Raw genomic sequence first — 12,132 nt, 5'->3', positions numbered from 1 at the left:
TGGGATTTTCGGGAGCGAGCGCGACGCAACTCGCGGGTTATCTTGCCGTCGATCAGAAGTTGTTCGACATTTACGGCGTGAACGTTGAATTGACGCAATCGGCGGGGACCACCATGATTCGCGCTTTGGATTCGGGGAGCTTGCACGTCGCCATCGTGGGCGGCGGGCAGGCGCTTAACGCGTACGTGAAAGGCGTCGAGGTCCGGATCATCAGCGGGCTGGTCAATACCGTTCCTTTTCAACTTTGGGCCAAGCCGGAGCTTTCGCAGTTAAAAGATCTCAAAGGAAAGCTGATCGCGAACACTCCGCCGGGCACGTCGCTCAACTTAGCCAACCACATCTTACTCATGCGCGCCGGGCTCGACCCGTTGAGGGACGTGAAGCTGGTAGCGTTCGGTCGTTTAGGGCTTGTTTCGCAGTCCCTGTTCACCGGCGTGGTCGATGCCGCGCTGCTATCGCCGCCGGAGACGGTCGAAGCGAGAAGATCGGGGCTCCGCATGTTGATCGACATGGCCACACCGCCGATCCCCTGTCTCTTCACCTCGGTGGTCACTTCCAAGGCGGTGCTGGAAAAATCGCCGTCATCGCTGGATCGATTTCTCAAAGGGATTCTGCACGGGATCAAGCTTGCCTTGACCAATCCGACTATGGCAAAGAAGACACTGAGCCGAAACATGCGGCTCACCGACCCGGAAGCTCTTGAAGCGGCCTATCGGCAGGTCGCGGCTGTCTATGAACGTCTGCCGATCGTGCCGAGAGAGGCAATCGAAACGGTGGTGAAACTTTCAACCGAGCGCTCAAGTCGTGATCCGTTCGGCGTGGTAGACACGAGCATCCTCGAGCGGATCGATAGGGAAGGATTTTTGAGGGCGCTCTATTCCTCGAAGTAGAAGTAAGGAGGTCGTCATGGCGGACATCAGAGGCGTCGGAAAAAAAATCACCTACAGCGAGGATAATCCGATCACCAGAGCGCTGGATGAGTTGCGCAAGCGGCGCGATGGATCGAAACGCGAGCCCAAAGACGACGCGGAGCGGGAGCTTTTAGCCCGCTGGCTCGGTTATCGCGGGCGCGACGAACTGGAGACCACGGTCGGCGCCGCCTGCTACGCCTATTCGCACTTCGACATGGATTCCGAGTGGCGTTATTCTCTTGCCGATCATATTCGCACCGAGGCCGGCCACGGTTGGGGCTATATCCGGCAGGCCAACGCCGTCGACCCGCGCCGCGACCATGCACGGCCCGACCCCGACTTCGAACGCCGATACGGCCTTTTGCCACGCGTCGAGCACCGCCAATTACTCCAGCGGGATTTTCTCAGTTACATTCTCGCCGGCAACTTGTGGCCGTACGGCCATTGCACGGCGGCCAGTATCCAGGGCATTCAAATCACTACGCCGAAGGTGCTCGAATTCGAAGAGCGCGTGGTTCAGGCGGAGGAGCGGGGACATCACGACGCGATCCTGCAAAAGATTCACGATTACGTCTGGGAGCTGATCGAGGAATACGGCGAAGCACCGATCCGGAAGAAGATCGCCGAGATCGACGCCAAGGCTCTCAACAGCCGCCCGCGCACGGTCTTCGATCCGCCGCGCCGAGAGTTCCTGCGCAAGTACTTCAATGTCCCGCTGGAGAATGTGCGGAAATTTCACGAGTGGAGGGAGTATCTTTATCTCAACGTGATTGGCTTTCAGCCTGAACCCGTTTACATCGAGAACTGGCCGGCAGAAATCCCTCAGGCTAAAGCAGGACTATAAGACGGATCTGAGTTTTGGGGATTCAAATCCCTCCGGGCGTGCCAGCGTTTCTGAAGCAAGATAGGCGTGAAGGGTTTTTGCCGATTTGAAGCAAAAACCCTTCATATTTGGAGAGGTTTCGGGACTGGTTCGGTTACTTAAGAGAGCGGTGTAACAGAGCGTGGCCGAGCCATTCTTTGCTGAACAAAAACCGCGATTGAGTGAATAAAAAGAAAATCCCGCCAAGGAAAAGCCCGATGACAGTTCCGCCCAGGTACAGCACACCGAACAAGATGTAAAAGGGTGCTAGTATCAGCGTCATGTTCACCTCCAGTCGAGTTATTCCAATAAGCCGTCAAGAAGCAAAAGATGTGCCTGGCAAAAGCGGCAAAATGTTCCATAACGATCTTGACGGCTGGTTTTTGCTCGCGCTTCAGCGCACTCGCCGGACTCTCCAGATAACCCCAGCCGGAAAAAACTTCTTGCAAAACCTACGAACATCGGGCATTTTCCTTCCTTAAAATCTGCCTCATTCTTGGTTCGGGCGATTTAAAAACTGATTGCAACCGGAGAGACTAACCATGGGTCATCTATATTTTATGAAGGCTCTTGTTCTCTCTCTTTTGTGTTCATTTTTGACGGGTTCACTGCTCGATGTGTCCAACGCTGTGGCGGGGGCGCCGACCGACATGGTCAAGTCCACGGTGGACCGGGTCATTAAAATCCTGACCGACCCGAAATATAAGGGCGAGGCCAACAAAGAAGCGCGGCGCAAGGTGCTTCGCGAAGCGATTTTGCCTCGCTTCGATTTTCCGGAGATGGCCAAGCGCGCTCTGGGCGCAGAATGGGGCCGTCGAACTCCCGCCGAGCAGAAGGAATTTGTGAACGTATTCACCGCCTTTATGGAAAAGGCTTCCATCCAGAACATCGAATCCTACGATAACGAGAGATTCATTTATAGCGGCGAGAAGACGAGCGATTCCCAAGCCGAGGTGGAAGGCAAAATACTGAATGGGCGAGGCGAAGAAACCAAGATCGTCTATCTGCTGCATCGCGTCGGCGGCGAGTGGAGGGCCTACGATTTGGTCGTCGCCGGAATCAGCTTGGTCAGCAACTACCGTTCGCAGTTCAGCCGGCTGATCCGCCAGTCATCCTATGAGGGACTGCTCCGGGTAATGAGGGAAAAACTCGAGTACAGGAAAGGACCGTAGTTGAGATCAGGCTTTTTCCGTGATGAAGCGGTAGATGAACGTGCCCAGCGTAACGTCGCGCGGTTTGCCGATGCTTTCCACCTTGATCAGCCGCCTGCCTTCCAGGCCGAGATCGTTGGCCTTTCTGAGAAGCTTCAAGATCTGCTCGAACTCGAACCGCGGCCCGGTTCCTATGATCTCGACGACGATGCCTTCACCCTCGACGATCTTCTTGTCCAAGTCGCTCATGGTGGCGCCTCCTTCATTTGCACTTCACGCCGCGCATGGATCCGTAGCGAGCGACCATCATTGTATTCTCGTTCCGTAGGCCTTGCAATATAGCCGCGCGCAGGCAAAAACGATTTCTTTCGCTACATTTTACCGTTGGAATGAGATAAGAGAGATGTGCCGGAGCGGCCGGCCGCACGGAGCGGCCAAACGCATCATCGCCACGGCAATCCGCATTTAGAAATCACGAGAGCCGAGGGAGACATCATGCGCCAGTTCGAATACCGTATTCTTACCACGAGCGACTTATCGGAAGTCGCCTTGAACGAGCTTGGGAAGGAAGGGTGGGAGGTCGTCTGCTCGACGCAGAGCATCATGTACGGAAGTTGCCTGGTTCTGAAGCGGGAAAGGCCGAGCGGCGCCGGACCCTCGGGAAAACGGGACGAGTAGGTTCGCCGCGATGCAAGTCGTGGCTGCACTGATCGTGCGGGAAGCCCGCGTTCTCATCTGCCAGAGGCGGGAAGCGGGAACCTTCCCTTTGAAGTGGGAATTTCCCGGAGGAAAGGTGGAAGAGGGGGAAGGGCTGGTGGAAGCGTTGTCGCGCGAGCTACGGGAAGAGCTGTGGATCGAGATCCCGCCGCCAAAAGAAATCTTTCGTCACCATCATACCTACCGGGACGGAATCAGAGTGGAATTGGTTTTCTTTCGCGTGGACGAGTATCGCGGAGAGATCGTGAACATAGTGTTTCGCGACGTTCGCTGGGTGGGGTTGGAAGAACTGAAACAATTCGATTTTCTAGACGGGGATCTGCCATTGATCGAGACATTGGTCAGTCTAGGATTGCCTCGATAAACGTTCGGGGACGAAAATGCGGTCGCTGATGGGAACGGCGTGGCCGGTTGCGTTCGCGTTATTCTGCTTCGCCTGGAGCCTTCCGGCCGCGGCGGAAGAGGTTCTTGTCTCGGCCGCAGCCAGCCTCACGGACGCCTTGAAAGAGATCGGCGGTTCTTACGAGACCAAGACGCGCAACAGTGTCGCCCTGAATTTCGGCAGTTCCGCCGCCTTGGCGCGGCAGATCCTGGAAGGGGCTCCAGCCGATATCTTTTTTTCCGCCGACGCCGAGAAGATGGATATGCTGGAAAAAACCGGCCGCATCGACTCGGCGACGCGGCGCAATTTTCTCTCGAACCGGCTCGTGCTGATCGTCGCGCTCGATTCCAGGCTTCCGATTCGATCGCCCCAAGATCTCCTCCGGCCGGAAGTCAAAAGAGTGGTCTTGGCCGAGCCCGCGGCGGTTCCGGCCGGCATCTACGCGAAAATTTACCTCCAAGGGGAGGGACTTTGGCAGCGGGTCAAGGACAAGATCGTTCCGGTGCTCGACGCGCGCGCGGCTTTGGCCGCCGTCGAATCGGGAAACGTCGAAGCCGGGTTTGTCTACAAAACCGACGCCGCGATATCCAAAAAAGTGAAAGTCGCCTACGAGGTTCCGATCGACAAAGGACCCAAAATTGTATATCCGGCGGCGCTCGTCAAGGAATCGAGCAAAAAAACCGCCGCGCGGGAATTTTTGCAATTCCTTTCGGACCCGGCGGCCAAGCGGATTTACAAAAAATATGGCTTCATCGTTTTACCGTAGCGCGTGAATGGAGATTTTTCCTTACATCGCTTTTTCCCTTGAAGCATGGCAGGTGACCCTCTTTTCGGCCGCAGTGGCTGCGGCGAGCACTCTCCTCATTCTCCCCTTAGGGATCGGTCTCTCGTGGCTTTTTGTCCGCAAACGGTGGGCTCTCAAGAGCGTGGTGGAGACTTTGGTGCTGCTTCCGTTGGTGATGCCGCCGGTGGCCACCGGTCTCATCCTGCTGAAGATCTTCAGCCGGCGGAGCCCGCTCGGCCATTGGCTCTATGAACGCGGCATCGAGATCGTTTTCAACTGGAAGGGAGTGCTCGCCGCGATGGCGGTGATGTCCTTTCCGCTGCTCGTGAGATCGGTCCGGATATCGCTGTCCGAGGTCGATCCGCGGCTGGAACAGATCGCCGCGACGCTCGGCGCTTCGAACACAAGAATCTTTTTTACTGTCACGCTGCCTCTCGCTTGGAAAGGCGTCGTGGCCGGCTCGCTGCTGGCCTTTTCCCGCGCGCTCGGCGAATTCGGCGCCACCATCCTCGTCGCCGGAAATATTCCCGGCCGGACACAGACCCTTTCGCTCGCGATCTTTAATGCCGTCCAGCTCGGAAGGGACGAGGAGGCGTACGGTTTGTTATGGGTCACGGTGGCTTTGGCGTTCGCCGCGGTGTGGATATCGGAATGGTTGGCTCGGTCGAAGCGTTGATCCAATGATGATCTTAAAGTGCCGCATTCCCCTCGCCGATTTCGTGCTCGACATCGACGCCGCGTTCGACGCGCGCATAACGTGCATCTTCGGCCCTTCGGGATCCGGCAAGACGACCCTTCTCGACGCGGCGGCGGGCTTGCGGGAGATCCAATCGGGGGAGATCGTCATCAACGGCAGAATCCTTTTTTCTTCCACGCGCAAGGTCAATCTCTCTCCGCAGGAGAGATCGATCGGCTACGTGCCTCAGGAAACGGCGCTTTTTCCTCATCTTTCAGTAAGAAAAAATATTCTTTATGGCGCGGGGAGGAAACGCTCCAATCCGGACAGCGATACGGGTCTCGACCATGTGATCCAACTCCTGGAGATCGGGCATCTTCTCGATCGCCCGGTGAAGAGCCTTTCCGGCGGCGAGTCGCAAAGAGTGGCGCTGGCGCGCGCGCTGCTTTCGCGCCCGCAGTTTCTTTTGCTGGACGAGCCGTTGGCTTCGCTCGACATCGGGCTTAAAGAACGGATCATTCCCTATCTGCGCCGCGTGCGCGACGAGTTCGGTATCCCGATGGTTTATGTCACGCATGATCCCGTCGAGGTTCTCTCGCTGGCGGACTGGGTCGTCATGATCAGGGCAGGCCGCCTGGTGGCTCAGGGAATTCCGCGGGAAGTTTTGATGTCCAGTGCGGTTCTGTCCCAGTTGGAGAAAGATCAGTTGGAGAACGTTTTCGACGCCGTCTTGATCGACTCCGATAGCGAGGGCGGTAGAAGCAGGGTTCGGCTGAAATCCGGACAGGATCTGTTCATCCCTTATGCGACCGGGCCGGCGAGTCGCCTGCTGCAAGTAGGTATTCGCGGCGACGACATCCTGGTAGCGACCAAGGCGCCCGAGGGGATATCGGCAGGAAATATTTTTCGTGGAGTCGTCGGTAATATTGAGAGGGCGGGAGGGCAGGCGATTTTGCGCGTGGAGGCAGGAGAAGCGTTCTATGTCAGATTGACCTCCTCCGCCGTCGAGAGGCTCGGACTGGCGCCAGGCGGAGAGGTGTATCTGATAATCAAAACGAGATCCTGCATCCTTCTGTAAACAACTTGAAACGGCGCGGTATTTTCCTGGTCGGAAGTGTCAGAATTTGGCTACATGCCGAACTATCTCGTCCTTGAAAATCAAGGGGTTATCCTAAGGCATATAGATTGCGTAGCTTCCTGTCATATAAATTGGCCGCACAGCTGGCAAAACCGGTTTGACAGAATCGCGTGAAAACCTTAAAGTACGGAGCTACTATGTCGGTTAACCCACGAAACCTCTCTGCTTCGGCTTTGATTTTTTCCTTTACCCTTATCTTCTGCTTCTTCGGCGAGGCCAAGGCCGGCATGTATCAGTGCCGGAACGCGGACGGGACGTCGCTTTTCACCAACAGCCCCACCCAGCCGAGTTGCCGGTTTTTGGGCGGCTACAGCGAACGCTCACCCATGTCAGGATCATGGGTCGACCCGGCGCGCTACGACGATTTTATTTTCACGTCGTCCAACCGCTACGGCGTGGACCCGGCCCTCGTGCGCGCCGTGGTTAAGGTGGAATCCGATTTCAATGAAGCCGCCCGCTCCCACAAGGGCGCGCAGGGATTGATGCAGCTCATGCCGGAAACCGCCCGACTCCACAACGTCGGCAATGCCTATGACCCGGAAGAAAATATCGACGGCGGGGTGCGTCACCTCCGGCTCCTTCTCGATCTTTATCGCGGGGACCTTCCCTTGACGCTGGCGGCTTACAACGCCGGGATTAAAGCCGTCGAGAAACACCGGGGCATTCCGCCGTATTCCGAGACCAAGGAATATGTCCGGCGCGTCCTCAACTATGTTCAGCGCTACAGCCAGAACGGGCAGATGGCGGTGAACGAGGGGAGCCGCCTCCAGCAACAGTAGCGGACCACTTTCCCCGTGTGGACGCTGCCCAACCTTCTCAGTCTCTTTCGCATCGCCATCATCCCGCTGCTCGTTTATCTCCTCACCTTTAGCGACCCTCGCACCTCGCTTTTGGCCGCATTCCTTTTCGTTCTCGGTTCGGTGAGCGATTTTTTCGACGGCTACCTTGCCCGCCGGCGCGGCTCGGTTTCCGACCTGGGAAGGATTCTCGATCCCGTGGCGGACAAGCTCATGATCATTTCAACCCTCATCATGCTCGCCGCGATGGAGCGAGTAGACGAACCCGACGTGCCGGCTTGGTTGGTCGTCCTGGTCGTCGCCCGCGAGACGGCCGTGACGATTCTTCGCTGCATCGCGCTTACCGAGGGACTCGTGATGGAGGCGGAAGAGCTGGGAAAATATAAATTCATCCTGCAGAGCTTCGCGGTCTGCGCTCTGTTGGTGCACTATCGGTACGCGGGGATCGATTTCTATGTCGCCGGAATGTACTTTCTCGCGATCTCGACGGTCGTCGCCCTGTGGTCCGGAGTCAATTACCACGTGCGATTTTTCCGCACCTTGCATGAGAAGAAAGCGGCCGGCTGAGCCTGAAATTGACAAAGTGCCGACGCTGGGATAAAAAGTTAGTCGATGCGGGTGTAGCTCAGTTGGCTAGAGCGTATGCTTGCCAAGCATAAGGTCGGGAGTTCGACCCTCCTCACCCGCTCCAGATTCCAAGCCCCTGCCTCGGGCGGGGGCTTTTTTATTGCCGCCGTCGAGGCTGCGTGGCGCGTCATGATTCCGTCGGCTTTGCTCGCATCCTGACGGCCCCCGGTGACGCTGCCCCGCTACGGGCTTTCGCTTCTGTACACATTAGTCCGGTTCTTTCCATTATTGTCGGTTCGCGCGGGCAATCCGGGCTTTCTTCCAAGAAACGGTTATTGATAACAACGACTTACAATACCCGGGAATTCCGGCATGTCGCTTGCTGTATCATCGAGTCGCCATGACCGGATTTACTTTTTCGAGCCTTCGCGCTCGATTATTGCTGCTTGTGCTGCTCGCCGTGATCCCGGCGTTTGGCTTGATCGCTTATACCGCCTGGGAACAACGGCAATCCGGGGCGGCCGAAGCAATCGTCGTCGCTCAACAGGGGCCGGTTGTGGTTTATTCCGCAGACCCGCAAATCGGCGGCGGTTTCCCATTCTATGTCGATGCAGGGCGAATTCTCCGCCGTAATCTTCTGGTTCTGGGTTTAGCGGCGGTATTGGCGCTGATCGCCGCGTGGTTCGGCAGCGACCTGTTTATCCTGCGCCAGGTGAAGGCGCTGGTCGACGCTACGAAACGGTTTGCCTATGGAGATCTGTATGGGCGCACACGATTGACGTATACGACCAGGGAGCTGGCTCAACTGTCGCAGAGTTTTGACGCCATGGGCGTCGCGCTCCATGCGCGGGAGGTTGAGCTCCTGAGATCGAAAGAAGAAATCCAGCAGCATCTGGAGCGAATCCGGGCGCTCCACGAGATCAATCTCGCTATCAATTCCATTTTAGATCTGCGCAATGTTTCGGATGTCCTGCTCGAGAAAGTCGATTGCTTTTTCGCCTATCCGACGGTCGCGACCATCGGACTGGTGAATAATACGACCGGCGTATTAGAACCCCTGGCCTGCCGGAATCTCGACGAACCCGCATGGAAAACAGAGCAAGGGCAATATAGCCGCGGTCTGACGAACGTGGTCGCCACGACGAGAGTCCCTCTGGCCGTAGAAGAGATCGACACGTATCCCCGGACTGAAGACGCGGAGTTTTTCCGCGGGCAAAACCTGGTCTCTTATCTGGGAGTCCCTCTGATCGCTAAAGAAATATTGCTCGGCGTCCTCTCGATTTATACCAAGGAGAAGCATCGGTTCACGGAAGAAGAGATTGGTTTTCTCATGACCCTGGGAGGCCAGGCGGCGATCGCGATCAATAATTCCCGACTATATGAGGAAACCAAGAACCGCGCGGTCGCGTCGGATGCCGCCAACAAACTGAAGGGTGAATTTCTGAGCGTCATGTCGCACGAGCTAAGGACGCCGTTGGCCGTAGCCATGGGTTACGCCGGGATGATCAAGCAGCGGGTGTTGGGAGAGATCAATCCACGGCAGGAGGAGGCCTTGAACAAGGTCTTGCGCCAGGGACACGATCAGCTCTACATGATCAACAGCATCTTGTACGCGGCCTCGCTTCACGCCGAGGCTGTCAAGGTGGAGAGGAACGATGTCAGCGTGAGGGATATTCTTGACGATCTTAAATCCACCTACGCCGTGATCCAGGAGAAAAAAATCACCCTTGCCTGGGACTATCCCGCGGAGCTTCCGGTCGTTAGGACCGACGTGAGAAAACTCAGGCACATTCTGGAGAACCTGATCAACAATGCCATAAAGTTCACCGACAACGGCGGCGTGACCGTCTCGGCCCGATGCGTTCCGGACGCGAAGGCCGTGCAGTTCAAGGTGGCGGATACGGGAATGGGGATTGCCAAAGATTCGCTGCGTGTCGTCTTCGAGATGTTCCAGCAAGGAGACGGCGTAGAGAGAAGACTCCACGGCGGAGTCGGATTGGGGCTTTATATCGTCAAGAAATTCACCGAGCTGCTGGGCGGTAAAGTCGAGGTCGAAAGCGAGCACGGCAAGGGCTCGACATTTACCATCACGATTCCTTATCAAGAGGCCGAACAGACCGGCCATGCTTCTCAAAGTCCGCCTTCGGTTACCCGGGCTGCGTAAACCCGGAATCACCCAAACAGGTGCAGGAAATAAGCGCGACGTTTAGCTAGCGGCCCGCCGGCGACCGCCGCAATGCTTCGTCGACCAACGACAGGTCCGCTGCCGCTGAAACGTCTACGTCTTCTTTGTTACCGGCTTCGGTCTCGAGCGCGACCAGGCGCTTGACCGCGTCGGGCTGGATGCGTGCGTCCTTGCTGAAAAACGAATCTGAGAGCGCCCGTCAGCGGCCGGTCTCGACCGCATGGGGATAGCGCGCGCCCGGTCCGGGCACGAGAAATGGGATTGCCTTTCCCGCCAGCAGACCATCGCTTACGCCTAACAGATTCAAAAGGGTCGGCGCGATATCGATGACGTGGATCTCGGGCTGTTGACCCGTCGATCCGGCTGCAACGGGAGCGAAAAGCAAACCTTGCTTGCTCGTTGCGTGATCGCCGCTGCGGACGCTCACGACATCATTTTTCACTTCGCCGATCTTTGGCGACGACACCCGATCAATCGGGTGTGACTTGTTCCACTCGAGGAGCAGATCGGGTAACAGGTACCGCATCGAGCCCTGGTAGAGGTCGGAGGTTGCGGTTATTTCCTCTACCAGGGGTTCGCCGGTGTCGGCATTGCGCATTTCGCGAAAGCCGTCCGCGACCTCCCGCATCAATTGCTCCAGTTCGGCGCCCGGCTCAACGATGCCGTGCGCATCCCGCCCCTTTACATTGAACCGCACGCCACCCGTCGCATAGCTCGAGTTCAGCACAAAATAGCGCCGGCGTCGCCGGCGATCGAACGCGGCCCATTGATACGCCTGATTGCCCAAGACGGTCGGCACGATCCGGCGGCGCACGGCGGCGGGGACGACGCGGCGATACAAAGGGACCAATCGGTCCGCCAGCGCACGGCTTTTTGCCGGGTGTGGATTGGCATCCAGGCGGGCGAGGATGGCATCGAGAAAACGCGAGGCGGTGCGTTCCGGACCGATGCCGTGACTTGTGTAGACGAGCACCGCGGCATCCGGCGGCAGCGCATCCAGCAACGCGGCTGTGGCCGCGTCCAATTTTTGGTACACGCTGAGCAACGGGTCACCGACCCGCGCCGTCAATTTCGGATCGTGACGCTCATGGGAAGGATCATGCCCGTGCCAGCACATGTGGCCGACGTCGTGACCCTCGTGGAACACGGTGAAAAACAGATCCCAAGGCGCGCGCGCAAGCATGTCGAGACAGAAGCGAGTCTTTAACGCGGCGCGCGAGCTCAATGTATCGACAATGCTGGAGAGACCCTCGACGCTGTACGCGTCCTGTTCATTGCCCGGACAGCGGTTTGCCGTAAACCAAGGGTTGAGTCCATAGTCGCGCGCGATCTGACCGGCGAGCGTGGCGGGATGGCAGTGAATCCGTTCGTTGTCCGAGCGCACGTGTACCAGCCAATCGCACAGCTGCACGCCGTTTATGCCCGGGCTGAGAAACGTGTAAGGGATATCGACCAGCAGCAGCCGGCGGCCGCTGCGACTCGCCGCCATCCAGAATGGTTCGGGAATTTCTTCAGGGCGCGCAATGCGCACGCGGTACTCGCGTGGGTCAAACACGTAGAACCCGTCGTGAATGCCATGCTCGTCCGGCAACACCCCGGTCCACATGGACAGCCAACACGTTCCGGCCTCGAATCCACGGGGGTTGTTGACATATGCCCAGGCAGACTTGCTGAATAGCTTTTGAAACGTCGGCAGGTGGCCCGTTTGCGCCCAGTGCTTGACGAGGCCCGGATCGAGGGAATCGAACCCGATGACGGCGACACGCATGCTCTTTAAGATACCTTCTATTCGCCCAGAAAATCCGACCGATCGCGCGGTGCGTTCATTGTGACGTCGACCGGCCATCTGATATTCAGCCGCTCGCAAAAGATCCGCGCCAGCTTTTCCACCAAAATATCCCAATCGTAGGACGCCGCGCGCCGGCGCCGGCGTTCGCTTTCGAACGATGATGGCGAAGCGAG

Annotated in this window: 13 protein-coding genes and 1 tRNA gene; 12 read left to right on the top strand and 2 right to left on the bottom strand. The window is 57.5% G+C overall.

The features are described 5' to 3' along the window. The 3 genes from VGL70_19265 to VGL70_19255 form a co-directional block, all read left to right on the top strand. Positions 1-890, top strand: an 890-nt coding sequence (locus tag VGL70_19265) for an ABC transporter substrate-binding protein (protein ID HEY3305670.1), incomplete at its 5' end; no start/stop codon positions are given. 16 nt (positions 891-906) lie between these two features. Continuing rightward, on the top strand, positions 907-1,755 hold the full coding sequence (locus VGL70_19260) for a hypothetical protein (GenBank protein ID HEY3305669.1): 849 nt from the start codon (positions 907-909) through the stop codon (positions 1,753-1,755). A 560-nt stretch (positions 1,756-2,315) separates the two neighbouring features. Further along, positions 2,316-2,945, top strand: a complete 630-nt coding sequence (locus VGL70_19255; protein HEY3305668.1) for an ABC transporter substrate-binding protein — start codon at positions 2,316-2,318, stop codon at positions 2,943-2,945. A gap of 6 nt (positions 2,946-2,951) precedes the next feature. On the opposite strand, the gene VGL70_19250 is transcribed toward VGL70_19255, so the two are convergent. Further along, positions 2,952-3,173 (bottom strand): hypothetical protein, encoded by a 222-nt coding sequence (locus VGL70_19250; protein HEY3305667.1) that lies wholly within the window; start codon positions 3,171-3,173, stop codon positions 2,952-2,954. A gap of 156 nt (positions 3,174-3,329) precedes the next feature. Between VGL70_19250 and VGL70_19245 the strand changes: the two genes are divergently transcribed. From VGL70_19245 to VGL70_19205, 9 genes are all read left to right on the top strand, one after another. Next, a complete protein-coding gene (locus tag VGL70_19245; protein ID HEY3305666.1) occupies positions 3,330-3,602 on the top strand; it encodes a hypothetical protein in 273 nt (90 codons plus the stop codon). Positions 3,603-3,612: 10 nt separating this feature from the next. Next, complete coding sequence (locus tag VGL70_19240; GenBank protein HEY3305665.1) at positions 3,613-4,005, top strand: (deoxy)nucleoside triphosphate pyrophosphohydrolase; 393 nt, start codon at positions 3,613-3,615, stop codon at positions 4,003-4,005. Positions 4,006-4,021: 16 nt separating this feature from the next. Then, positions 4,022-4,789: a molybdate ABC transporter substrate-binding protein gene (gene modA, locus VGL70_19235; GenBank protein ID HEY3305664.1), complete on the top strand. Its 768-nt coding sequence runs from the start codon at positions 4,022-4,024 to the stop codon at positions 4,787-4,789. A 7-nt stretch (positions 4,790-4,796) separates the two neighbouring features. After that, entirely contained in the window at positions 4,797-5,483 is a 687-nt protein-coding gene (gene modB, locus VGL70_19230; protein ID HEY3305663.1) for a molybdate ABC transporter permease subunit, read from the top strand. Between the two features lie 4 nt (positions 5,484-5,487). Next, complete coding sequence (modC, locus tag VGL70_19225; GenBank protein HEY3305662.1) at positions 5,488-6,561, top strand: molybdenum ABC transporter ATP-binding protein; 1,074 nt, start codon at positions 5,488-5,490, stop codon at positions 6,559-6,561. Between the two features lie 197 nt (positions 6,562-6,758). After that, positions 6,759-7,400: a lytic transglycosylase domain-containing protein gene (locus tag VGL70_19220; protein ID HEY3305661.1), complete on the top strand. Its 642-nt coding sequence runs from the start codon at positions 6,759-6,761 to the stop codon at positions 7,398-7,400. Between the two features lie 15 nt (positions 7,401-7,415). Next, positions 7,416-7,985: a CDP-diacylglycerol--glycerol-3-phosphate 3-phosphatidyltransferase gene (gene pgsA / locus VGL70_19215; GenBank protein HEY3305660.1), complete on the top strand. Its 570-nt coding sequence runs from the start codon at positions 7,416-7,418 to the stop codon at positions 7,983-7,985. Positions 7,986-8,032: 47 nt separating this feature from the next. Further along, positions 8,033-8,109, top strand: a tRNA-Gly gene (locus tag VGL70_19210). Positions 8,110-8,385: 276 nt separating this feature from the next. Continuing rightward, positions 8,386-10,149 carry an ATP-binding protein gene (locus VGL70_19205; GenBank protein HEY3305659.1) on the top strand — a complete coding sequence of 588 codons (1,764 nt, stop codon included), beginning with the start codon at positions 8,386-8,388 and terminating at the stop codon, positions 10,147-10,149. Positions 10,150-10,369: 220 nt separating this feature from the next. On the opposite strand, the gene VGL70_19200 is transcribed toward VGL70_19205, so the two are convergent. Continuing rightward, positions 10,370-11,938 (bottom strand): alkaline phosphatase family protein, encoded by a 1,569-nt coding sequence (locus VGL70_19200; protein ID HEY3305658.1) that lies wholly within the window; start codon positions 11,936-11,938, stop codon positions 10,370-10,372. Positions 11,939-12,132 lie beyond the last annotated feature (194 nt).

The sequence above is a fragment of the Candidatus Binatia bacterium genome, assembly GCA_036504975.1.
Lineage (GTDB): Bacteria > Desulfobacterota > Binatia > UBA9968 > UBA9968 > JAJPJQ01.
This window is presented reverse-complemented; position numbering and strand designations above follow the sequence as displayed.